Raw genomic sequence first — 22761 nt, forward strand, 5'->3', positions numbered from 1 at the left:
TGACAATGGGTACTTTAGAATTAAAAAATTTAAGTAAATCATTTGGTGATACCAAAGTAATTGAGAATTTAACTTTAAAAATAAATGACGGTGAACGTGTTGTGTTTTTAGGTCCTTCTGGGTGTGGAAAGTCTACGATACTCAGAATGATTTCAGGTATTGAAAGTGTTTCAGACGGTCAAATTCTTTTTAATGATAAAGATGTAACAAGTTATGAACCGGGGGAAAGAGATATTGCGATGGTCTTTCAAAACTATGCACTGTATCCGCATATGAGTGTAGAGAAAAATATTACTTATGCATTGAAACGGAATAAAGTACCACAAGAAGAGATTAACCAGAGACTGGATCAAGCACTTTCTATACTTGATTTAAATCATTTAAAGGAGCGTAAACCGAGTGAATTATCAGGCGGACAACGTCAAAGGGTTGCCTTAGGGCGTGCAGTTGTTAAGAATGCTTCATATTTCTTGTTAGACGAACCGTTGTCTAATTTAGATGCCTTATTACGTGTTTCTGCAAGAAGAGAGTTGTTGCATTTACATGACATGTACCAACATACCTTTATTTTTGTTACGCATGATCAGTTAGAAGCGATGGCATTGGCAGATCGTATTGCATTGTTTAATAAGGGTGAAATACAAATGTTCGACACACCTGAAAATATTTATAATCATCCACGTAATGTCTTTACGGCACGTTTTATTGGTGCACCTCCGATGAATATTTTGGATGCAACATATGAAAAGAATCGACTTAAATTTGATGACCAACTTTCAATTAATGCAGAAAGTTTAAAACAACAACATCTAAATCAGTATGAGGGGCATCAACTTTTAGTTGGTATTCGTCCTGAAGCAGTTCATATTACAGACGAACCAACGGAGCTGAAATTTGAAATAGAAGATATTGAAAATTTAGGTGAATGCTACAGTCTCATTGGTAAGTTAAACCAACAGACACTAACTGTGAAAAGCTATGACAAACCTGAACAATTAGTTGTAAATGTAAAGTTTGATATGAATAAAGTAATATTGTTTGACCCAAATACAGAAATAAATATTGAGGAGCGATAATCATGGCATTAATCTTAAGTACAAACGCATATATTAGAAGCGGGTTAGCACCAATTTATAGTCTATTAGAAGTAAATCCCAATTTAGGCATAGAACTTTTTGGTAACAATCAAGATGAAGCTTATACGAAGGAATTACTTGAGCTAGGTAAAGATTCACAACGTTTCTTAACATATCACGAACAAATTTTTGATGTAGAGCATTCGCGTCCTAGAGAAGCAGACCCATATAGCTTAAAACAAATTAGATTGGCAATTGAACACTGCGTGGCATTAGGGATTAAAGATATTGTTTACCATGTAAATAATGTAGCTATTAACAATAAACAGCAAATGATTGCTGAGACAGCATATAATTTAGACAATATTACGTCAGAAGCGAAAGTACAAGGTGTAAACATTTTAGTGGAAAATGTAGGGGTAGATACTAAGCAAAATAAACTGTTAACAGAATCAGAATTTATTGATTTCTGTAAAGAAAGAGAGAACAGTGTATTAATTGATGTGGGACATGCTAATGCTAATAATTGGGATTTAGAACATGTGGTTCAACAACTTAAGCATAAGATTAAATTCTATCATTTACACAACAATGATGGTAAGCATGATGACCACAATTTATTACATGAAGGAACATTAGATATGGATGCATTTTTTGAAATGTATCATCAATATACGCCGAACGCACATCTGACTTTAGAATATAATTATGATATAGGTGAACAACCAGAAAACATCCAACGGGATATTAATTATGTAGTAGGTAAAATGGAAAGTAAATAAGGTGAAATAACCACTGTAATACACATAAAGACTCGATAAATCAGAATGTACAAAATATATGGTACATTCTGATTTGTTATATTGTATAATACATTTTATATAATTATAATTCAAAGAGGTGTACCGTTTTAATGATTAGAATATTGATTCCATGCTTTAATGAAGCGTTTGTAATTAAACAAACCTATGATAAATTAACAGAAATTATGCAACATGATAGTTATATTAACGGTTATACATATGAATTACTTTTCGTGGATGATGGTAGTAGGGACCAAACATTAACAATAATTCAACAATTATCTGAATTAGATAGTAGGGTGAAATATGTTTCGTTTTCACGTAATTTTGGTAAAGAGTCTGCGATGTATGCAGGATTGAAAGCGAGTACGGAAGCTGAGGCGTTGATAATCATAGACGGAGATTTACAGCACCCGCCGTCATTGATTCCGCAAATGATTGTAGATTTCAGAAATGGTGAAGATCAAGTGGTGGCTAAAAGAGATCGAACTGGAGAACGTTGGTTACGTAAGCATCTGTCTAAAATGTATTATTTAATGATTAATAAAATGGTAGATGTTACCTTAGAGGATGGCATAGGAGATTTTAGGTTACTGAGTCAGCGTGCCGTTAAAGAAGTTGTGAAATTAGGAGAATAAAATCGATTTTCAAAAGGATTATTTGCATGGATCGGCTTTGAGCCAAAAGTCATTGAATATCAAAATGTACAACGTGAAGAAGGAGAGTCTAAATGGTCATTTAGTTCATTGTTAAATTATGGTATAGATGGACTGATTTCCTTTAATAATAGACCGTTACGTATTATTATTTATTTAGGATTATTTAGTTGTTTGATGAGCTTTCTCTATATTGTATTCAATTTAATTTATACACTGAGTTATGGTGTATCTACGCCTGGTTATTTCACTACTATTTTTGCAGTATTGTTCCTAGGCGGCGTGCAGCTGACTTCTTTAGGTATTATTGGAGAATATATAGGTAGAATTTATTATGAAGTGAAACAGAGACCATTATTTATTATACATAAGACGAATTTAAATAAACATGAGGTAAATTAATATGAAATCACTAAATTTGGACAAGATGTACCTGACACTTACCGCACTATTTTTATTTTACTATTTTATGGCGTTCTTTTTACCATTAACTCATGATGATTGGGATTGGTATAGTCAGTATGGCGTGCAAATGTGGCAGGAAAAATATGCGAATTTAAATGGGCGTTATTTGGGTAATATTTTAGAAACGATAGCAGTTCGTTTGGATTGGTTTAGGTGGATATCTTACGCGTTAATTAGCATGGCTATGATATATATTATTGTTCGTTTTACTCATAATACGAAACAGCCACTATATTATTTAATAGCTTTTATACTTATGGTTACAATACCAAATGAGATATACAAACAAACTTATGGATGGTTTGCAGGTTTTTATAATTATGTCCCAGCCACGTTGTGTGTGCTGTTCATTTTATGGTTTATCGTTACAGTTTTATTTGAACGGAAAGGACTTACACCTGTAATCAATATTGTCTTTTATATTATTTGTTTTATTGGGCAGTTTTTCATGGAAAATACGACGCTCTTTAATAGTATGATTTTGGTGTTAGCTATCGCTCTGAACTTATTACTTTATCGACAAATTAATCCTAAATTTATTGTTGGTTTATTATTATCTGTGGCTGGCACAGTAATAATGTTTTTAAACCCCAATTATCGTAAAATATTTTTTGAAGGCAGCAGTTATCAGAATATATCGAGTGAAACAGGATTATTCGATAAAATATTCCATACGATGACTACGACAATTCCAGATTGGGTCTTTTTCAATCAAATTGTGATTTTATCTATGATTATTGCTGTGGTTTTAATTATGCTATATCGAAATACTGCACTGCATAGCTTATCCAAGGTAAAAATAGGGCTGACTGTTAGTGGATTATTGATATTACCTATGTATTACTTTTTCATATATAAACAGTTCGCATTACAAAATTTCCATTCAATGACTATAGCAAATCTGCTCAATACTTTGATTTGTATTGTATTCTTAAGTGCAATGATTTATGCAATACATATAATAATCGGGCAAAAGGAAGTACGTTATACATTATATTTACTCTTAGCCTCAACTTTACTTGTATGTGCGCCTTTAGTCATTGTATCACCACTCGGTCCAAGGAATTTTTATACAGTATATGTAATCTATAGCATTATTTTACTGATATTGCTTGTTCAGCTCAACGTCATACATACGTTGTGGCGTAACATGGTTGTGGGAATTGCAATTATGTTTGGCATTATTTATTTGAGTGGTTTTTGCTATATTCATTATCAAAATGAGACGCGAATCGCGAATTTGAAACAAGAAGTTAAAGCAAATCCAGATAAGGATTTCTATACGATGGAGAAACTACCATTTGAACATTATTTACATCATGTAACACCGACAAGTGATAAATATCAAACACTATTCAATAAGTATGAAGGCTTACCAGCAGATACAAAAGTTAAGTATGTGCCTTTTGGTAGCGAAGAATAATACCATGATTATGTCCTAGGAAATAATTATGAATGTAGAATAAAAAAACTGAGATGCGTATTATACGACGCACCTCAGTTTTTTGTATTTTATGACTGTTCTTTGTCTAAAATAATTGCTTTATAATCGCGAACATCGATGTTTCTTAAGATTTCATTTTCGAGATGATGAATATGCTGTACTTTGGCCATACTACTTGGCATATTATTTGGTTTGTAGCTGTCCCAATATTCAAGTTCCGTGAATAATTCGTGCAATGATTTCATAAAAAATACCACCTTTTCATTTTTTACAAATAAAATAGCCCTTCTTAGACAAGAAGAGCTTCCGCACATCTTCTCATCTTTCAGTCCATATAAAATGAACTGTTGGAGTTAGCACATCGCTCGTTAAAGCTGTTGCTGGAGTTTCACAGGGCCAAATCCCTCCACTCGCTCTTAATAAGAGAACTATTCTATTTGATAATATTGTAACTAATTACAATGTGATTGGCAAAATAAATGACTTGAATATGAGTTGTAATTAGTAAATACTTTTCGCAAAACAGTACAAAGTATCAATTTAATAAAATGTTATGCCAAGCACTAAACCTAAAATTACAATTAACCATGACGGAGCTTTACAGTAGGCTAGCAAGACAAATAATATAGCAGCAAATGCGAAATCCATATGTGAATTGACGGATGATGTGAAAATAGGATCATACAATGCTGCAATCAGAATACCAACGACACCCGCACTGACTGCTTTTAACATTCCTTTAGCATAGCGATTCGACTGCACATGTTCCCAAAATGGTAAAACACCTACTAATAGTAAAAAGGCAGGTAAGAAAATAGCAATCGTTGCGACGATACCACCTGTAATGCCAGACATTACTGTACCGATATATGCGGCAAAGGTAAATAATGGACCTGGCATTGCCTGTGTTAAAGCGTACCCTGTTAAAAAGTCGTTCGCACTAATCATATCTGTTGCGACAAATGCTTGTTCTAATAATGGTAAAACAACATGGCCGCCCCCAAAAACAAGTGCACCTGAGCGATAAAAATGATCAATCATACTTACCCAAGAATTGGCTGTGAAGTAATTAATAATAGGTAAAATTAATAAAAAACTGAAAAATAGTATAAGTGCAACGACACCAACCAATTTAGGAATATTGAATATTTTTATTGATGATTTACTTTCCTCATTTTCTTTAAAGAGTAATAATCCAGCCAGCGCCACAATAATTAATGCACCTAATTGTGACAGTGGATGAATCACTGTGACTGCCATAACTAATGTGAAGAGCGCAAGAAGCTTTGTTTTCACATCAGGTAAAAGTTTCTTTCCCATGCCAATAATGGCATTAAGTACGATGGCCACTGCAACTAATTTTAAGCCATGCGTCCAACCTAAATCATTGCTGTAAGTAAGGAGCAGCGTCGCACAAAGCATTAATACAATAACTGAAGGCAATGTAAAACCAATAAATGAAATAACACCACCAAGTAAACCTGCCTTTGTTATGCCGATACCAAAACTGACTTGGCTACTTGCAGGACCAGGTAAAAACTGGCACAACGCGACTAAATTTGTATATTGCTGTTCTGTAAGCCATCTCCTACGTTTAACGTATTCATCATAGAAGTAACCGAGATGTGCTGTTGGGCCACCAAAAGATGTACAACCTAATCGCAGTGCGACCAAAAAGACTTCAAGATATTTCATTAGCGGTAACCTCCCAATTTATAAATTATACTTCGCCAACAAGCTCTTTTAATTTTTGTTGGCTTTTTACTAACATTGCTTTACCGAATGAAGTGATAGTATAATTCTTGCGTTGTTTACCTGCTACCACACTTTTCTCGCTAACGAGTAATCCTTCGTCTTCCATACTATGTAAGAGGGGATACAACGTACCAGCACTCATCGTATAACCGTGTTCTTGAAGTTCCTCAATCATCCAACTACCATAGATAGGATGTTCACTCGCATGATGTAAGATGTGAATATATATATAACTTAAAAACATGCGTCTTTCTAATTTTGATTCCACATTCATCCATCCTTCCCAATCAATATATCGAAAGTCGATATCGTATTCCGATATCAATGTATCATTTATAGATTTGTTTGAGATTGAATTTACATAAACATTAAGAACTTATCATATTTTGTAATATTCTTTATAGCTAAATTTCGTAATTAAAAAGAAACTTTGCTTATTAAGTGGTTTTTGGAAAGATAAGATAAAAATTATAAAAATGTTGTAAATATTCACTTAATTACTGTACACTGTATAATGTATACATTAAAAGGGGTGTAAAAATGAAATTTAAATTAGATTATGAAGAAGTAGATTTAAGTTTTGAGAATGCTTACTGCATTGGATATTCAGGAAGAAATATTGAAAAGACAAAGGCGCATATAGCTGAATTAAAAGAACTAGGGGTTCCTGAACCTAATTCAGTTCCTGAAATTTATCATTTGGATCCTTTACTTTTTAGACAAAATAATTCTATTGCAATTATTGGTGATAAATCTAGTGGAGAAGCAGAAATTGTTATTATTTTTGATAATGATAAGCGCTATGTGACACTTGGTAGTGATCACACTGATCGTGAACTAGAAACTGTGAGTATTCATAAGTCTAAGCAATTGTGTGCAAAGCCAATCGCCAGTACTATATGGGATTTTACTGAGGTAGAAGAACATTGGGATGAATTAGAACTAAGGTCATTCGTATTTGTAGATGGGGACTGGGAATTATATCAAGAAGATAAAGTGAGCAGTATTTTACCTTATAAGGATTTAATAACTTCTTTAAATCAAGAAGACGCAAATTTAAAAAATGCTGTTGTTTATTGTGGTACTGTGCCATTGGTCAGTGGATTTAAATATCCAAATGCTTTTAAAGCTGAGTTAGTAGATCCATCTAAAAACAAATATATTAGATTAGAATATGAGGTAAAAAAATTATGATCAACGTCCAATTATTTCAATTTAATGTTGCTTTAGGTGACTTCGAAAAAAATAAAAATAAAGTCATGCAATTATTTAGTGAGGAATTGTTAAAAACCACAGGTATTGTTGTATTACCAGAAATGTGGAATAACGGTTATGATTTAGAAAATTTAAATGAAAAGGCTGACGATAACCTGAAAGTAACTATAAACTTTATTTCAAATTTAGCTAAAGAATATAAAGTGAGCATCGTTGCAGGATCTGTTTCGAATAAAAAACAAGATGAAGTTTATAATACGTTAGTTGTTTTTAATGAGAACGGCGAACTCATTTACGATTACGATAAGATTCATTTGGTTCCAATGTTAGACGAGCCTAAGTTCATGGCTGGAGGGAATTTTTTACCAAAATCTTTTCAATTGATGGATACAGATATGGGAGGCATTATTTGCTACGATTTAAGATTTCCTGAATCAACACGTCAATTGGCAGTAAATGGTGCTAAAGTGATTTTTATTGTTGCAGAATGGCCAGATTCAAGGTTGTATCATTGGAGGCACTTAAATATTGCTAGAGCAATTGAGAATGCAGTGTATGTTATAGCCTGTAATTCATGTGGAAGCGATGGCAAAACGACATATGCAGGACACTCTATGATTGTTGATCCAAGAGGAAATGTTATTAAAGAGGCTGAAGAAAGTGAAAGTACAATTTTTGCAGAAATAGATGTGGCGCTCGTTCATGAAATACGCGAAAGTATACCCGTATTTAAAAATAGAAGGGTAGATTTATATTCTTAATGAGCCTTTAAGGGGATGACATTTTATGAAAAGATTTATTTCATTTTCTTTATTAATAGTTTTAATATTAAGCGGCTGTCAAAGTGGTGAGGATAAAACTAAAGATGAGGAAGTAAAAACAATACGTTTAGCACATACTGGTTCAGATACGCACCAATATAATGTAGCTTCACAAAAATTCAAAGAATTAGTTGAAAAGAAATCTCAAGGCGAGTTAAAAGTTAATGTCTATGGAGATGGAAGTTTGGGGAATGAAGATGAGTTAGTAGATCAAACGATGACTGGCTCAATCCAAATGACTACTGTGGCAGCTGATAGTAGCTTATCAAACACAATACCAGAAATGAACTTATTTGGCATACCTTATTTATTTGAAAATAAACAAGATGTATATTCAAAACTCGATGGCAAACCAGGAAAAGATTTATTGAAATTAGCACAATCTAAAGATATGAAAGGTCTCGGTTATTGGGAAGTAGGGTTTAGGCATTTTACGAATAATAAAAGGGAGGTAAAGCATCCTGAAGATATGAAAAATCTTAAGCTAAGAGTGCAATCTGCAAAAGTATGGAATGAGCATTTAAAAGCTTTAGACGCAATACCTACACCGATTAGTTTCAGTGAATTATATTCTGCTTTAGATCAAGGCGTTGTCGATGGGCAAGAAAATCCTTTGCCAACAATTGCATCTCAAAAGCTATACGAAGTGCAAAAATATATTTCTTTAACCAATCATACTTATACACCTGCAGTTGTACTAATGAATCAAGATTATTATAAGAACCTTTCTAAGCAGGAGAAGAAAATAGTTAATGAAAGTATTGATGAATCAACGACATATCAACGTAAATATATTGCAGACCAAGAACAAAAAATAAAGAAACAACTAAAAGATGAGGGCATGGTTATTACTGAAGTAAATCGAGATGAGTTTAAAAAGAATACGAATGATGTACAGTCAGAAATCAATGATCAAGTACCAAAATCCATCATTCGCCAATTTAGCGAATAAGGGGGATAAATATGAAAAAATTAAATATAATAGAGAAGAAATTTATAACTATTCTTACTCACTTAATGACAGTTTTTATGATTTTATCGATTTTGACTATATTCTTGCAGCTTCTTACACGTTTTGTTTTTAAAACTTCAATTTTTTGGTCACAAGAACTTTTAATGTTGTTTTTTGTTTATAGTATTTTATTTGGGGCAGTGGTATTGATGTATAAACAAGAGCATTTACAAGTTGATTTGTTTGAACAGTTACCTAAGAAGTTAGAAAAAGCGCTAGATTATTTTGTAAAAAGTGTTATCACATTCGTACTATTAATAATTTTTTATTATAGTATTTTACAAGTGAATTTAAGTATAAGTGCGGGGCAAGTTATGACTTCTATGCCAATCGGTAGATGGATTATGTATATACCAATGCCAATATGTTTCATATTGATGATTTATTTTACTTGGAAGCCGGGTGATAAATCATGATATTATTTCTAATTATATTGTTATTTGTACTTATAATTATCAGAATGCCAATTGCGTTTTCTTTAATGACTGTATCTATTATAGGAATTGGATGGACTGGTATAGAATTTTTAGAAATTATACCGAGGAAAATGTATTTTGGCATAAATAATTTCTCACTTTTAGCTATACCTCTATTTGTATTAGCTGGAGAAATAATGTCAAAAGGTGGTATGTCTAAAAGAATTGTTGAATTCTCTAAACTACTAATTGGTCCATTGCCTGGTGGTTTAGCAATGGTAGTAATAATTTCGAGCGTATTTTTTGCTGCGTTAACAGGTACAGCAATAGCTGCAGCCGCCGCAATAGGTGGCATGTTGTTACCATTAATGAAAAAAGAAGGATATGATGAAGGTTTTTCTGCATCATTAGTTGCTTCGGCTGCGACAGTCGGACCAATTATACCACCTAGTATTATATTTATTTTATTTGGTGTTATGGCAAACCAATCTATAAGTGATTTATTTATTGGAGGAGTTGTACCCGGTATTTTAATGGGTGTCGGGTTGATGATTTATAGTTACTTTGTAGGTAAAAAAGAAGGTTATAAATCTATGGATAGTTTTCCACCATTAAAAGATATACTCTTAGGGTTTAAAGATGCTATTTTGGCGTTATTGATGCCAGCAATTATTATAGGTGGGATTGTTAGCGGTTTATTTACTGCTACAGAATCTGGTGTAATTGCAGTTTTATATGCGATAATAATAAGTAGTGTTGTATATAGAGAATTAAACTTTAAAAAATTGTATGAAGCATTAATTAGTAGTACAAAGACTTCCGTTGGTATCATATTTTTAATAGGAAGTGCAGCAATATTTATTTGGTTTGTTTCCTTTAATAATGTTCCAGAACAACTACAATCTATGTTAGGTGTTTTTGCAGATAATCCAATTTTACTATTACTTGTAATAAATATTGTATTATTAATAGCAGGTACATTTATAGATACAATAAGCGCAGTTACTATTTTCACACCGATATTCTTACCATTAATTATGGCAACAGATATAGATCCTATTCATTTTGGCGTAGTAATGGCTGTAAATTTATCTATAGGAATGATAACGCCACCGGTAGGAGTTTGTTTATTTGTAGTATCATCTATAAGTAAAGTGCATATTAAAAAAATTATCAAATCAGTTACACCACAATTAGCTATTTTAATTGTAATATTAATAATCATTACGTACGTACCATGGTTAATTACTTATCCGGTTTCGTTATTTAAATAAATTCTCTAGGAGGTTCAAGGATGTATGATTCTTTAAAAAAAGTTAATAGAAATTCAATAAAACAAGAAATATATGATCAAGTTAAGCGTTCATTATTTAATAATGAATTACCACTTGATCAATTTATTACTGAAGTTGAATTATCTAATTTACTAGACGTCTCTCGTACACCGGTTAGGGAAGCAATCAATGAATTAGTATTAGAACAACTTATGATTTTTAAACCAAGAAAAGGTTATAAAGTAAATACATTTACTAACCATGAAATTGACCAAATTTTTTTATTGAGAGAATCACTGGAGATTGCTTGTGTGCCCTTTATTGTACAAATAATAGATGAAGATCATATTCATGATTTAAAAGCTATTATTGAAAAACAAATAAAAGCAGCTCAAAATGATGATTATTATACATTTATGTTATTAGACAAAAGTTTCCATACCTACTTAATGGAAATTATTCAGTTTGAGTTATTTTTAAAAAGCTATAATGTGCAACATGACCTATCCATTCTTATTGGTACTCAAGGATTAAAAAGCCAAGGAAGAATGATAGAAGTTATTGATGAACATAATGAAATAATTAAGGCACTATCATACAAAAATGAGGAAGCTATCATAAACACGATGAAATCTCATTTAGAGAAATCTATGACTGCGTTTAAAGTGAAATAGTTGTAGTTTTTATAGCAAATATTTCCTTTATATAAGTTTAAACAATGAATGATAATAAATAATTGAAGATACTATATTATTATGAAAGTGGCACTAATTTGGGCTGACTCCTGCGGGAAAGGCACTGGCCGAAGACTACAGGCTGAGGCCGTGCCCGCGGAAAGCATGCACAAAATAGTGCCAACAAAGTCGGAGACTTTGTCTGTACTATAAAAAACGGCAAACTAAATATGTTTGCCGTTTTTTTATGTTGTTATGAAAATAAGTTAATAGAAATATATATAATTAAGTCGTCGAGATTTCAACGTAGCCTTAATTTAAATATAAAGTGTCGCCCTCTCTATCATTAACGACGTGAATGTTTGTAGTGACTCAAGAATATTAACATTAAATTGATAAGTCCTACGATGAGACCGCCTATCATCGCATACAATCCAAGGGGTACAAGGAACCAAGGCTCATGCAGTATGCCGTCTTGTGAAACGTAAGAGGGGATGACTAAGAAAAGTATCGCACAGGTGATACCAATCAAAATTAAAATCATACTTACAATGCTTAGACGTATGCGTTTGATGCTTTTCCCATCATTAACGAGCTTATCTTTAATAACGTCATCGCCTAAGATTAAATCATCGAGTGACAAGTGGAACGTTTTAGCGATATGCACAATCATTTCTATATCTGGTAAATATCTATTATTTTCCCAAGCTGATACTGTTTGTCTGGATACATTAAGCTGTTCGGAAAGTTGTTCTTGTGTGAGTTGATGTTCTTTTCTAATTGATTTAATTTGATTTCCAAAATCCATACGATCTTTCCTCCAATCTCTATAGCGTTAGATTCTTCGTGAAAGCTGTTGTTATGAGATTGCAAGCAACACTTTACACCTCCCGCAAGACATACTGTCGCTTAAAACAGCTATGTCTTGTGATGCTTTCTTTTATTAATTAATTCTATATTTGATAATAAAAACTTGAAAGCAGCCAGCTAATTGGCTAATAAATTTAGGAGGTTATATACAGATTATGAGTAAAAAATTATTTTTTTCAAGTATTTTTTGCATGATTTTTGGAATTTTAATGGGAGGGCTATTTATTGTTTTACCTAGTCATGTTGATCAAGATGGCACCTCACGTGAACCATGGTTTTTAGTGGAATTTGGTTTTATATTTGTGGCATTGGGGCTATTATTAATGTTCGTAACTGCCGGAAAATATTTATACCATCGTTTTTTACAGCATAAACAATAACGTTTTAAGAGACTAGAGCATAAATAAAACATGTTATGTTGTAAATTTTAATATCTAGTAATCCTTGGAGAGCGAGAAAGAAACCAAATTTCCAAGTTTGGTTTCTTTCTTGCTTTTTTCAATTTAATAGCAATCTTTTTAAAAACTAAAATAAGATAATTTACTAAAAAAGTACAATTAATGTACAATGATATGTAAGCGCTTACTAATTTATTTGAATCATATTAAATCAAGCTTTTAAAAGGAGAATGTAAATGAAGGACAAAGTGATGATGATAACGGGCGGTAGTAGTGGCATGGGCAAAGCAATGGCGAAACGATTTGCTGAAGAAGGTGCCAAAGTAGTTATAACAGGTCGCTCATTAGAACGACTTGAAGTTGCTAAAGCGGAAATTGAACAATATGAAGGTCAAGTGCTGTGTATAGATATGGATGTACGTGATCCAGAGCGTGTGCAGTATACAGTAGATGAGACTGTAAAAACATTTGGACAGATAGATGGTCTTGTGAATAATGCAGCAGGTAATTTTATTTGCCCTGCAGAAGATTTATCGATTAATGCGTGGAATTCAGTTGTAGATATTGTATTAAATGGTACATGGTATTGTACACAAGCAGTAGGTAAAGAATGGATTAAAAATGGTCAGAAAGGTCGTATTTTGAACATGGTTGCGACGTATGCTTGGAGATCTGGTCCGGGTGTCATTCATTCGGCAAGTGCCAAAGCTGGCGTCCTTGCAATGACGAGAACACTTGCAGTGGAATGGGGTTCTAAATATGGTATTACAGTGAATGCCATTGCACCTGGACCAATCGAAAATACGGGTGGTGCAGGAAAATTAAGTCTATCTGAAGAAGCACGTCAACAGACACTAGATAGTGTGCCAGTAGGTAGAATGGGTCAACCTGAAGAAATTGCAGGCTTGGCTAAATTCTTGTTCTCAGATGATGCAGACTATATTAATGGCGCTTGCATGACTATGGATGGCGGACAATGGCTCAATCAGAATGCGTTTTAAGCAATTCGCAATTTATATATTAGACAAATTGGACGCGTCATATCGTTTAATTTGTCTTTTTAATTCAACATTATTGCTAATATATAATAAAAATAACGGATTCAATTACAATTTATAAAACAAATTAACCTAATTCAATTGAAATAAATGACTATTTCTACTATCATATATACTTGTGCTAAAAAAATAACAAAAAATATATCTTTCGAAACTTTTTGGTTAATAACTGAAAAGTTTCTTTTTATGTCGGTCTTTCTAGCCGATCAATATAAATGGAATAAAACAGTAGAATTGAGTGATTTTCAAATAAAAGAAATGAGGTGTTATTGGGATGTTGTACAAAATTCATTTTAAAAATATATGTTTCTGTATTTTAGGGACATTTCTTATAGGTATAGGCATTAATGTGTTTGTAATTCCTGCTAATTTTGGGGAGGGTGGTACGGTAGGTGTTTCGTTAAATCTAAAATATACACTAGGCTTATCACCGGCAATTACCTCTCTAATTATAAATATGATATTAATTGCGGTAGGTTGGAAATATTTAAGTAAAACGACAGCAGTTTACACACTGATTACAGTCATTTCGAGTTCAATGTTTTTAGGACTAACTGAATCATTTAATATGCAGATTGAATCTGATTTTATAAATACAGTGTTTGGCGGCTTACTACTTGGTGTCGGTACTGGACTTGTAATCTCAGCACGCAGTACATTAGGTGGCACATCTGTTATTGCTAAAATTATAAATAAATATACTGAAATCAAAACTTCTCAAGCGTTGTTTATGCTTGATTCAATCATTGTGCTATCTTTCTTAATTATCCTTCCCGCGCAAAATGTTTTATATACCATTGTTATGCTTTTTATAGTTGAGAAAAGTATGTCATTTGTAATAGAAGGTTTTAATCCTAAAAAAGCAATTACAATTATTTCAAATTATAATAATGAAATTAGTAAGGGGATTAATAAAGAAACAGGTAGAGGTTCAACATTATTGAATGGAGTCGGTGGCTATGAACGAAAAGAGACGAATGTGCTTTATGTTGTCGTACCACAAAACCAATTATCAAGAATTAAGAAAATCGTTAATGCTCACGATGAAAATGCTTTTCTTGTTATTCATGATGTGCGAGATGTCTTGGGGAATGGCTTTATGAAAGTACAGTAATGTAAAATATGTGTGGATATAAATACGCATTAAAAAGTCCTAATACTGTCATCAGTGTTAGGACTTTTTTATAATATTATGGCAATGTTAGATTTTAATTATGGGTGGAAGATTACTTTATCAAAATGTTTCTTTTTATTAACTAATGCATCAAATGTTTCAGGACCTTTTGCTAAATCTAAGCGATCTGAAATCATCGGATCCACTTGAATCTCTCCTGTAGACATGTAATGAAGGGACGCATGCCATTCTTCGCCTGGAAATGGGGCGGATAAGCCATTCCAAGAGCCGATAACATTAAGTTCATTGCGTAATATTTTTTCGAAATGAACACGATCCATTTCAATATCGGAGTAAGGTATGCCTAACAGTAAGACTTCCCCACCCTTAGCTGGTAACGTTAAGACTTGCCCAATCGTAAATGGTGAGCCTGCCGATTCAACAGCGACATCTATGTTATGAGGAATCGTAGCGATAACGTCATCTAAATTTTCTGTTTTAGAATTAATCGTATAATCTGCACCGAGCGTCTTAGCAATTGCTAATTTATCTGGGTCGATATCAATCGCAATCGTTTTAGCAGCACCAAATATTTTAGCCCATTGAATGGCTAGTAAACCGATACTGCCACACCCTATAACAGCTACCGTTGCACCAGGTTTCATGCTTGTTCTATAAAACCCATGTGCTACTACTGCAGAAGGCTCGACCATAGCAGCTGTATCAAAGTCTACATTAGCTGGCAATTTTAAGACGTTATTTGCAGGTAGTTTAACGAATTCTGCAAAACAGCCAGGTTCATAAGAGCCAATAACATATAAATGTTCACATCTAGAGTATTCACCTTTTTCACATTGTTCACAGGCGTGACAAGCGATAGCTGGACAACCCGTGACTGCATCGCCAACTGCCACATGATTTACGTTACTGCCTATACTTTCCACAACTCCTGAAAATTCATGCCCAAACGTCATGCCCTCACGATAAGGTCCTAACTTTTTATAGCGGGAATTGTCCGAACCGCATATACCAGTTGCAATCACTTTAATAATGACATCATTACTGTCTTCAATTTCAGGAGATTTTGTTTCTTCGTACCTTAAATCTTCAATGCCGTATAGGTTCAAAGCTTTCAAAGTATTTCACCTCTTATCTTCTGAATAATAAGCGCATTAATTTTGTTCAGAAGTAACTTTTTTCTTTTTAAAAAATTTTGCGCCGAAGTAACCAAGAAAAACGACTATATTACAATAAAGTAAGTTATTCATATATAAATCTGTAATACCTCTCAATGGCCCAAGCATGAAATCTAACATATGTTCTACCATAATAATTATCTCCTTATATCATTTAAGTGCTAAATGATGGTTATTTGAAACAAGTTAATCGATAGGGCGAAGAAGTACTTTGATGCCTTCTCCACCTTTGATATGGTTGTAGCCTTCTTCCCATTGCGTAATATCAAGTTCATTTGTGACTAATGCTTCAGCATTGACATCACCACTGCTTAACAGTTGTAAAGAAGGTTCCCAGTCGGCTGGTTTTTGACTTCTCGTACCAACCATTCGTATTTCTTTTTGTATGATTTTTTCTAAATCAAAAGAAATTTCTGGATCTTTAAAGATACCAACTTGGACATATTGTCCTTTTTTACGTAAGATATCTAACCCTTGTTTGGCAGCGGGTACTGCACCAGAGCATTCTAAAACTACGTTTGCACCATAACCATTGGTAATACTGTTTACATAGTCTTTTAAATCAGTATTTTGAATATTGACGACATGATCTAATTTAAGTTCTGTTGCCTTATCTAATCTTGTTTGATCATTATCTAATCCAGTGATTACGACTTCTGCACCTTTACTTTTAACGACTTGCGCGACAAGTAATCCAATAGGTCCAGGCCCCATAACGACTACGACATCGTCAGGCTGTATTTCAATTTTAGAAACGGCATGGTGGGCACAAGCTAATGGCTCCGTCATAGATGCTGCTTTATATGAAACATTGTCAGGAATACGGTGGACACTCGCTGCACGTGCAACTAAGTATTGCGTGAAGCCACCGTTTTGTTGTGTGCCTAAACCTTTACGATGATTACATAAGTTATAATCACCACTTTGACAATATTCACATTCACCACAAATGTAATATGTTGTTTCAGAAGTGACGCGATCACCAATTTTAAAATCGGTGACATTAGCGCCTGTCTCTACAACCTCTCCTGAAAATTCATGTCCAAGTGTTACTGGAAAGTTCACTTTATAATGACCTTCGTATGTGTGTACATCCGTACCACAAATACCTGCATAATGGACTTTTATTTTTACTTCATCTGCGTTCGGTGAAGGTATCTCTCTATCTAAGACTTCTAGATTCCCGAATCCTGGTTCAGTTTTAACGAGTGCTTTCATGTAATGTCAGCTCCTATCTGTTAATTAAATAAACTAAAGAATTTGAAAATAATGTAATTTAAGATGTTACCACCTTGGTCAAGACTTGAAATTTGAGATGAGCCAGATGGCATGTTTACGTTTGTGCCTTCTGCCATGCTTGTGAATATCGGTGCAACATCTGTTGCGATATATAAAGAGATGGCAATCATAATTGTGCCGACAATAACCGAGTGTATGATATTACCTCGTGCAGCACCTACGATAAATGCGACAATAAATGGAATTGTTGCTAAGTCACCAAATGGTAAGACTTGGTTACCAGGTAAAATAACTGCTAATAATACTGTGATCGGAACTAAAATTAAAGCAGTTGAGATAACTGCTGGGTGGCCTAATGCAACCGCAGCGTCTAAACCAATGTAGATTTCACGATCCCCAAAGCGTTTGTTTAACCAAGTACGTGCAGATTCGGAAACAGGCATTAAACCTTCCATCAAAATCTTAACCATACGAGGCATTAACACCATAACGGCAGCCATTGACATACCAAGATTGATAACATCGCCAGCGTTGTAACCAGCTAACAAACCAATGATTAAACCAAGTACTAAACCGACGAATATGGATTCACCAAATGCACCGAAACGTTTTTGAATCGTTTCTGGGTCTGCATTTAGTTTCTTGATACCAGGCACTTTTTGTAAACCTTTTACTAAGAAAATACCTGGAGCATATGAAATTGTACTACCTGTGGCAATCGATACCCCAGGTAAATCGTAGAACTCACTCATCATTGGTGCAGTCCAGTCAGCCACTTTTAGACAGACGATTTGGAATATTGCTGCAGCCACTAATGATTGCCAAATGCTATCAGATACGGCGTAAACCATGGCACCCATAAATGTATAATGCCAGAAGTTCCAAATATCTACGTTCATTGTTCGAGTAGTCTTTGTCAGTAACATGACAATGTTAATTACAATACCTAAAGGAATAATAAATGCTGCGATAACAGATGCCCATGCAATAGAAGATGTTGCTGGCCAACCCACATCAATAACATTTAAGCTTACACCTAAGTTCTTAACCATCGCTTGGGCAGCGGGTCCCAAGTTGTTTACAAGTAAATCAATAACTAAGAAAATCCCTACGAATGCGACACCAATCGTCAAACCTGATCTAAATGCTGCTCCGACTTTTTGCCTAAAGAATAATCCTAGTAAAAATATAACGATTGGAAGGATTACTGTTGCCCCTAAATCTAGAAAAGCTTGAATAAAATCTACAAATCCACTCATCCCTTACACCATCCTCTTTAATATAAAGTGATGTTGGTATAAATTAAGACGCCATTTTGATATAACCATGAACTTCTTTTTTGATATTTATCCCAACAGTTGATTCGGTATGTTAAATTAAATGACTCATTATTCTTGTAATGCGTCTAAGATTTCTTTTTTAGTATCTTCAACGCCAATTCCAGTTAAGAAATTACGTGCGTTAATGACAGGGAAGTCGTATTCTTTTTGCGTCATTGCAGTTGTAACTAATAAATCTGCTGAATCTGCGTAAACACCAACTTCTGAAATTTTAATTTGTTTTAAATCTACTTTGATATTGTGCTCTTTTGCCATTTCTTCGATTGCACTATTTACTACCGTTGAAGTTGCGATACCTGCGCCACATGCTACTAATACTTGTTTCATAATAATTTCCTCCTAATTTGAGAACTTAATATTTAAATTCTCTTCCTGTTATATTTTTTATTAATAAATTGAATGATTATGCGTCTGCTAATTCTTGCTCAATAACTTCTACGACTTGATTGCTATCTGTTGCGTTGGCAATGGTTTCAAGTATTTGATCATTTTGGAAAATGCCCATCAATTTTTGTAGTAATGATAACTGTGCATCCTCTTTATCCATTGCGAGCATAAAGATTAATTTCACATCCGTTGTTTCTTCAACTTCGCCCATAATGACGAAAGGAACTGTTTCTTTAAGGACAGCCACACCGATTGATTTTGAATTCACGTGCTGGATATCTGTGTGCGGGATGGCTACAGAAAAATATACTGTAGGTAACCCTGTAGCAAATGATTGTTCTCTTTCGATGACTGCATCTTTGTATGATGCTTTGACGTAACCATTGTCATGCATTAAATCGGCTAATTGACTTAAGACGTCTTCCTTTGTTGTGGCCTCTAAACCAATGACAACATTCGAGGCATCAACTGTTAAACCTTCCATATGACGCAACCCCTTTGCTTTAGTCTATTTTTGAAAATTGTTTAATCGTTTCAAATATTTGTGATTTTGAATCTGTTTGTATGATGCTTTGCATACTTTCATTGTCTTGTGCTAAATCTCGTAACTGTAATAGGGGTCTTAAATGTTTGAATTTATCTGTTGCTGCGATAACTACAAAGACATGTACATTACGTCCTGTACTTAGCGTCAATGGTTCGTCTAATACCAACATACTCATAGACGTACGGTTTACATTTTGTTCGTTCTCAGCATGCGGTATGGCGATGTTTTGATTGATAACCATATAAGTATCGTCGAAAGATTGAATCATCGAATCGATGTAATTTGCATCTATATAGCTTTGACTAGAAAGTGGTTCAGCTGTAAGCCGAATTGCTTCTTCCAAATTTGAAACACGAGATGCAAATTGAATATGGTGTACTGGCAATAAATCTTGTAAATTCAAATGACCATTTAACGAAATTGAAGACGATTTGATTGAAGCGTATGCATGAATATCATCAAATTGGTTTTTAATTTCATTAAGTAAAGCATCTTCGTTATGAATATCTGCATGCTCACGTATCATGGCGAGCATCTTTTCAGCGTGTATATCTGTCTCAAAATTATTGTTGAGTTGACCGAATACGTACTGACGAAGATCGTGTTTTTCTTTGGCAGTTAATATTGCCTTTGTGATATATAATCTTTTGTGTGTCATCACGTGCATTGGTGAAAAGACAATATCAAAGTCTAGCGTATACTGGTTAAATTCACGTAGTGATAAGGCATCTTAAAATATGAATTCTGGAAACACACTCCGTAATTCTTGTAACATGAGTTGAGAAATTGACGTACCTTGTGTACAAACCACCACAGCTTTTACTTTTTTGTCGATGTCTTCATCTTGTCTTCTTAAAATACCGCCAATGAGTATGGTTAGATATGCGATTTCATTATCAGGTAATGGTTGGTTAAAGAACTTTTCCATAGGTTTGGAAGAGAGTTTAACAAGATGAAATAATTCTTTGTAATCATCTTTCAGATTATTCTGTAAACTGTCGACATCAGATAACTCATATCTAATTCTGTAAAAGGCGGGCTTCATATGAAACAACAATTGGTTGACCAACGTTTCACGATCTTCAAAAGTGATAAAAGTAATTTTCTCAAATTGATCAAGCATGCTTTGTAGTGCAGTTTTTAATTCCGGTAAAACTTTCACGTCATCTAATTCTGACCATTGCACACTTGTTGATAAGAGCTGCAATGTTATAAATAATTTCTCTTGCCAAGGAATATCAGGATAGTTTGAAGTTAGTATTTCAGTCGCTTGATACTCCTCAGTGTCGGAAAGGTCATCGTATCCAATTGAAAAAGGTGAGACAATCTTATCGTGCTGAATTCTTCTCATGATGAAATAGAGTTTATAGCGTAATGTCTCAGTACTTTGATCAATAAAATTATTCTCTAAATATTGTTCTATTTTGTTAATTTGAAGATCGATGATTTGAAGTTTATCTTCTTGCAAAGCTAAACTTGTTAAAATATCATCCTTTGAAATATTTAAAGTGAATACTTTATCAATTAAGCGTGTTAAAAGTCTTCTAATTTCAAACTCATTACCGACTAAATAATAACCCTCCTGTCGTGAATATTTCAGAGTGACATCATATGGTTCTAGTAATAATTTTAATTTTTTCAAATCATTTAACACTGTGTTCTTACTTACTTTTAAATCGATTGCAAAGTGATTTAATGACAATGTTTCATCTTCTCTAAACAACATCAGTAAAATGAGATGCGCGCGTTGGTAAGCAGTATATACTTGCTCATCTTCCTGTGGAATAGGTTCAAGTGATACATTAAGAAAATTTTTGATTATATCATCAACGATGAAGAATCCTTGGCTTGTGCGTTCAATTGTTGGGCAATCTTGTTCAGTTAACCATTCATTGATTTTTTGGATTCGATAGCCAAGTTGTCTGCGAGACATGTTGAACATTACTTCTAAGTCTTTGCCTTTAATTTTCGGATTTTTAATCATTTCGGTAATGATATTAAAGTTTTCTGCTTGTATTTTGAATCCCTCCCTTGTTGTTGACTCTAATTTAGCACAGGTAATCAAAGAGTTGTACACTCATTAGACACAAATGCATTTCCGTTTTATGTACATCATTGTGATTAGAACGAGAAAAAGCACTTACCATCGCATTTGGAATGATAAGTGCTTATCGTATAATATGTTTATTATTTTAATAATTTCATTCTTAATTCATTGATTATAAGATATGAAAGTTAAAAAGAGAAATTATATTATCTTTACTGAATGATTTTCTAGGATGCTTTTCCATTCGTCATCAAATTCAGTATCTGTCACGATATAGTCGATATTGGATAGGTGACCAAAGCTTATTAAACTATTGCCATCAAATTTAGAAACATCAATTGCCAAGATAACTTGTTTGGCTTTATTGATCATGAGTTCTTTAATGTGAGATTCGTATTCATTAGAATCGGTGATGATGCCATCTTTAGACAAGGCTTTACAGCTTAAAATCGCATAATCAGTATGGAATTTATTAATTGATTCTGTCGTTTGAGGACCAACTAATGCAGAAGAATGTTTTAATAATTTGCCACCTGTTGAGTTGATTTCCATAGATGTTTGGTTAAGTTCATATAGTGCGTTTACAGCATTTGTTATGATATGAATTCTTTTATTAGAAATAGCAAAACGCTTTAATGCTTCATTTATTGTAGAACTGGAATCAGCAAATAAACTTGTATCATTTTGTATAAATTGATCAATTTTTTTAGCAATAATGACTTTGCTATCTTTATTGCGCGTATGTCTTACAGAATAAGGCAGTTCTTCAGTTTTGATTAGTTTCGCACCACCATAATTCCGTTCTACGATACCTTCTTTTTCCAATTTTTCTAAATCTCGACGAATTGTTTCTTCTGAAACATTAAATTCAGAAGCTAATTTATTCACATAAACAACATTGTTTAAATAGAGATGATTTAGTAGTGACTTTCTTCTTTCAAATGGCTTCATAAT

The 22761-nt window shown here is 33.5% G+C and carries 25 protein-coding genes, 1 pseudogene and 1 riboswitch; of the genes and pseudogenes, 13 read left to right on the top strand and 13 right to left on the bottom strand.

Annotated elements, in window-relative coordinates:
- Positions 1 to 5: 5 nt before the first annotated feature.
- From ACP3TL_RS12380 to ACP3TL_RS12395, 4 genes and pseudogenes are all read left to right on the top strand, one after another.
- Positions 6 to 1076, top strand: a complete 1071-nt coding sequence (locus ACP3TL_RS12380) for an ABC transporter ATP-binding protein (RefSeq protein ID WP_069832536.1) — start codon at positions 6 to 8, stop codon at positions 1074 to 1076.
- Between the two features lie 2 nt (positions 1077 to 1078).
- Positions 1079 to 1858: a sugar phosphate isomerase/epimerase family protein gene (locus tag ACP3TL_RS12385; protein WP_277575692.1), complete on the top strand. Its 780-nt coding sequence runs from the start codon at positions 1079 to 1081 to the stop codon at positions 1856 to 1858.
- Positions 1859 to 1989: 131 nt separating this feature from the next.
- Positions 1990 to 2937 (top strand): annotated as a pseudogene (locus ACP3TL_RS12390) (glycosyltransferase family 2 protein).
- 1 nt (position 2938) lies between these two features.
- Positions 2939 to 4423, top strand: coding sequence for a DUF6056 family protein (locus ACP3TL_RS12395; RefSeq protein ID WP_277575691.1), 1485 nt, complete (start codon positions 2939 to 2941; stop codon positions 4421 to 4423).
- 89 nt (positions 4424 to 4512) lie between these two features.
- Here the strand turns inward: ACP3TL_RS12395 and ACP3TL_RS12400 are convergent, their stop codons facing one another.
- From ACP3TL_RS12400 to ACP3TL_RS12410, 3 genes are all read right to left on the bottom strand, one after another.
- Positions 4513 to 4689: a hypothetical protein gene (locus ACP3TL_RS12400; protein WP_176722986.1), complete on the bottom strand. Its 177-nt coding sequence runs from the start codon at positions 4687 to 4689 to the stop codon at positions 4513 to 4515.
- 70 nt (positions 4690 to 4759) lie between these two features.
- Positions 4760 to 4870, bottom strand: a riboswitch (SAM riboswitch).
- 114 nt (positions 4871 to 4984) lie between these two features.
- The gene (gene chrA, locus ACP3TL_RS12405; RefSeq protein WP_285336809.1) at positions 4985 to 6139 is read right to left on the bottom strand and encodes a chromate efflux transporter; all 1155 of its coding nucleotides are present in this window, start codon (positions 6137 to 6139) and stop codon (positions 4985 to 4987) included.
- Positions 6140 to 6164: 25 nt separating this feature from the next.
- Positions 6165 to 6467, bottom strand: a complete 303-nt coding sequence (locus tag ACP3TL_RS12410) for a PadR family transcriptional regulator (protein WP_285336810.1) — start codon at positions 6465 to 6467, stop codon at positions 6165 to 6167.
- Between the two features lie 272 nt (positions 6468 to 6739).
- On the opposite strand from ACP3TL_RS12410, the gene ACP3TL_RS12415 reads away from it, so the two are divergent.
- From ACP3TL_RS12415 to ACP3TL_RS12440, 6 genes are read left to right on the top strand one after another with little or no spacing between them, the layout of a single operon-like run.
- The gene (locus ACP3TL_RS12415; protein ID WP_069832541.1) at positions 6740 to 7393 is read left to right on the top strand and encodes a DUF2848 family protein; all 654 of its coding nucleotides are present in this window, start codon (positions 6740 to 6742) and stop codon (positions 7391 to 7393) included.
- Entirely contained in the window at positions 7393 to 8175 is a 783-nt protein-coding gene (locus ACP3TL_RS12420) for a carbon-nitrogen family hydrolase (RefSeq protein WP_069832562.1), read from the top strand. The genes ACP3TL_RS12415 and ACP3TL_RS12420 overlap by 1 nt, the downstream gene beginning before the upstream one ends.
- Positions 8176 to 8200: 25 nt before the next feature.
- On the top strand, positions 8201 to 9187 hold the full coding sequence (locus ACP3TL_RS12425; RefSeq protein WP_069832542.1) for a DctP family TRAP transporter solute-binding subunit: 987 nt from the start codon (positions 8201 to 8203) through the stop codon (positions 9185 to 9187).
- An 11-nt stretch (positions 9188 to 9198) separates the two neighbouring features.
- Positions 9199 to 9663, top strand: coding sequence for a TRAP transporter small permease (locus ACP3TL_RS12430; RefSeq protein ID WP_256092660.1), 465 nt, complete (start codon positions 9199 to 9201; stop codon positions 9661 to 9663).
- Complete coding sequence (locus ACP3TL_RS12435) at positions 9660 to 10937, top strand: TRAP transporter large permease (RefSeq protein WP_069832543.1); 1278 nt, start codon at positions 9660 to 9662, stop codon at positions 10935 to 10937. The genes ACP3TL_RS12430 and ACP3TL_RS12435 overlap by 4 nt, the downstream gene beginning before the upstream one ends.
- A 20-nt stretch (positions 10938 to 10957) precedes the next feature.
- Positions 10958 to 11611: a GntR family transcriptional regulator gene (locus ACP3TL_RS12440; RefSeq protein ID WP_069832544.1), complete on the top strand. Its 654-nt coding sequence runs from the start codon at positions 10958 to 10960 to the stop codon at positions 11609 to 11611.
- 346 nt (positions 11612 to 11957) lie between these two features.
- Here ACP3TL_RS12440 and ACP3TL_RS12445 read toward each other — a convergent pair whose 3' ends face one another.
- A complete protein-coding gene (locus tag ACP3TL_RS12445) occupies positions 11958 to 12419 on the bottom strand; it encodes a helix-turn-helix domain-containing protein (protein WP_069832545.1) in 462 nt (153 codons plus the stop codon).
- Between the two features lie 217 nt (positions 12420 to 12636).
- Between ACP3TL_RS12445 and ACP3TL_RS12450 the strand changes: the two genes are divergently transcribed.
- The 3 genes from ACP3TL_RS12450 (at position 12637) to ACP3TL_RS12460 (ending at position 15051) form a co-directional block, all read left to right on the top strand.
- Positions 12637 to 12861 (top strand): DUF3955 domain-containing protein, encoded by a 225-nt coding sequence (locus ACP3TL_RS12450; protein ID WP_285336811.1) that lies wholly within the window; start codon positions 12637 to 12639, stop codon positions 12859 to 12861.
- A 254-nt stretch (positions 12862 to 13115) separates the two neighbouring features.
- A complete protein-coding gene (fadH, locus tag ACP3TL_RS12455; RefSeq protein WP_002511678.1) occupies positions 13116 to 13880 on the top strand; it encodes a 2,4-dienoyl-CoA reductase in 765 nt (254 codons plus the stop codon).
- Positions 13881 to 14211: 331 nt separating this feature from the next.
- On the top strand, positions 14212 to 15051 hold the full coding sequence (locus ACP3TL_RS12460; RefSeq protein ID WP_069816892.1) for a YitT family protein: 840 nt from the start codon (positions 14212 to 14214) through the stop codon (positions 15049 to 15051).
- 98 nt (positions 15052 to 15149) lie between these two features.
- Here ACP3TL_RS12460 and ACP3TL_RS12465 read toward each other — a convergent pair whose 3' ends face one another.
- From ACP3TL_RS12465 to ACP3TL_RS12505, 9 genes are all read right to left on the bottom strand, one after another.
- Positions 15150 to 16187: a galactitol-1-phosphate 5-dehydrogenase gene (locus tag ACP3TL_RS12465; RefSeq protein WP_069832546.1), complete on the bottom strand. Its 1038-nt coding sequence runs from the start codon at positions 16185 to 16187 to the stop codon at positions 15150 to 15152.
- Between the two features lie 36 nt (positions 16188 to 16223).
- A complete protein-coding gene (locus ACP3TL_RS12470) occupies positions 16224 to 16379 on the bottom strand; it encodes a hypothetical protein (RefSeq protein WP_002506404.1) in 156 nt (51 codons plus the stop codon).
- Between the two features lie 54 nt (positions 16380 to 16433).
- Entirely contained in the window at positions 16434 to 17465 is a 1032-nt protein-coding gene (locus ACP3TL_RS12475; protein WP_069832547.1) for a zinc-binding dehydrogenase, read from the bottom strand.
- A gap of 20 nt (positions 17466 to 17485) precedes the next feature.
- Positions 17486 to 18745: a galactitol-specific PTS transporter subunit IIC gene (locus ACP3TL_RS12480; protein ID WP_069816902.1), complete on the bottom strand. Its 1260-nt coding sequence runs from the start codon at positions 18743 to 18745 to the stop codon at positions 17486 to 17488.
- 129 nt (positions 18746 to 18874) lie between these two features.
- Positions 18875 to 19153, bottom strand: coding sequence for a PTS sugar transporter subunit IIB (locus tag ACP3TL_RS12485; protein ID WP_021338961.1), 279 nt, complete (start codon positions 19151 to 19153; stop codon positions 18875 to 18877).
- A 76-nt stretch (positions 19154 to 19229) separates the two neighbouring features.
- On the bottom strand, positions 19230 to 19697 hold the full coding sequence (locus ACP3TL_RS12490) for a PTS sugar transporter subunit IIA (protein ID WP_285325902.1): 468 nt from the start codon (positions 19695 to 19697) through the stop codon (positions 19230 to 19232).
- Positions 19698 to 19716: 19 nt separating this feature from the next.
- Positions 19717 to 20286, bottom strand: coding sequence for a PTS sugar transporter subunit IIA (locus ACP3TL_RS12495; RefSeq protein WP_285336812.1), 570 nt, complete (start codon positions 20284 to 20286; stop codon positions 19717 to 19719).
- A gap of 204 nt (positions 20287 to 20490) precedes the next feature.
- Positions 20491 to 21825: a BglG family transcription antiterminator gene (locus tag ACP3TL_RS12500; RefSeq protein WP_285336813.1), complete on the bottom strand. Its 1335-nt coding sequence runs from the start codon at positions 21823 to 21825 to the stop codon at positions 20491 to 20493.
- A gap of 183 nt (positions 21826 to 22008) precedes the next feature.
- Complete coding sequence (locus tag ACP3TL_RS12505; protein ID WP_069832548.1) at positions 22009 to 22758, bottom strand: DeoR/GlpR family DNA-binding transcription regulator; 750 nt, start codon at positions 22756 to 22758, stop codon at positions 22009 to 22011.
- Positions 22759 to 22761: the final 3 nt, after the last annotated feature.

Origin of the sequence: Staphylococcus caseorum (assembly GCF_049943195.1) — a bacterium.
Taxonomy (GTDB): Bacteria; Bacillota; Bacilli; order Staphylococcales; family Staphylococcaceae; genus Staphylococcus; species Staphylococcus equorum_A.

Excerpts from the sequence above, each read along its gene's own strand:
- ACP3TL_RS12445 (WP_069832545.1), bottom strand. The coding sequence starts at position 12,419 with ATGGATTTTGGAAATCAAATTAAATCAATTAGAAAAGAACATCAACTC.
- ACP3TL_RS12395 (WP_277575691.1), top strand. The coding sequence starts at position 2,939 with ATGAAATCACTAAATTTGGACAAGATGTACCTGACACTTACCGCACTA.
- fadH (WP_002511678.1), top strand. The coding sequence starts at position 13,116 with ATGAAGGACAAAGTGATGATGATAACGGGCGGTAGTAGTGGCATGGGC.
- chrA (WP_285336809.1), bottom strand. The coding sequence starts at position 6,139 with ATGAAATATCTTGAAGTCTTTTTGGTCGCACTGCGATTAGGTTGTACA.
- ACP3TL_RS12380 (WP_069832536.1), top strand. The coding sequence starts at position 6 with ATGGGTACTTTAGAATTAAAAAATTTAAGTAAATCATTTGGTGATACC.
- ACP3TL_RS12400 (WP_176722986.1), bottom strand. The coding sequence starts at position 4,689 with ATGAAATCATTGCACGAATTATTCACGGAACTTGAATATTGGGACAGC.
- ACP3TL_RS12440 (WP_069832544.1), top strand. The coding sequence starts at position 10,958 with ATGTATGATTCTTTAAAAAAAGTTAATAGAAATTCAATAAAACAAGAA.
- ACP3TL_RS12505 (WP_069832548.1), bottom strand. The coding sequence starts at position 22,758 with ATGAAGCCATTTGAAAGAAGAAAGTCACTACTAAATCATCTCTATTTA.
- ACP3TL_RS12385 (WP_277575692.1), top strand. The coding sequence starts at position 1,079 with ATGGCATTAATCTTAAGTACAAACGCATATATTAGAAGCGGGTTAGCA.
- ACP3TL_RS12450 (WP_285336811.1), top strand. The coding sequence starts at position 12,637 with ATGAGTAAAAAATTATTTTTTTCAAGTATTTTTTGCATGATTTTTGGA.
- ACP3TL_RS12470 (WP_002506404.1), bottom strand. The coding sequence starts at position 16,379 with ATGGTAGAACATATGTTAGATTTCATGCTTGGGCCATTGAGAGGTATT.
- ACP3TL_RS12425 (WP_069832542.1), top strand. The coding sequence starts at position 8,201 with ATGAAAAGATTTATTTCATTTTCTTTATTAATAGTTTTAATATTAAGC.
- ACP3TL_RS12435 (WP_069832543.1), top strand. The coding sequence starts at position 9,660 with ATGATATTATTTCTAATTATATTGTTATTTGTACTTATAATTATCAGA.
- ACP3TL_RS12490 (WP_285325902.1), bottom strand. The coding sequence starts at position 19,697 with ATGGAAGGTTTAACAGTTGATGCCTCGAATGTTGTCATTGGTTTAGAG.
- ACP3TL_RS12415 (WP_069832541.1), top strand. The coding sequence starts at position 6,740 with ATGAAATTTAAATTAGATTATGAAGAAGTAGATTTAAGTTTTGAGAAT.
- ACP3TL_RS12495 (WP_285336812.1), bottom strand. The coding sequence starts at position 20,286 with ATGATACGTGAGCATGCAGATATTCATAACGAAGATGCTTTACTTAAT.
- ACP3TL_RS12460 (WP_069816892.1), top strand. The coding sequence starts at position 14,212 with ATGTTGTACAAAATTCATTTTAAAAATATATGTTTCTGTATTTTAGGG.
- ACP3TL_RS12485 (WP_021338961.1), bottom strand. The coding sequence starts at position 19,153 with ATGAAACAAGTATTAGTAGCATGTGGCGCAGGTATCGCAACTTCAACG.
- ACP3TL_RS12475 (WP_069832547.1), bottom strand. The coding sequence starts at position 17,465 with ATGAAAGCACTCGTTAAAACTGAACCAGGATTCGGGAATCTAGAAGTC.
- ACP3TL_RS12480 (WP_069816902.1), bottom strand. The coding sequence starts at position 18,745 with ATGAGTGGATTTGTAGATTTTATTCAAGCTTTTCTAGATTTAGGGGCA.
- ACP3TL_RS12430 (WP_256092660.1), top strand. The coding sequence starts at position 9,199 with ATGAAAAAATTAAATATAATAGAGAAGAAATTTATAACTATTCTTACT.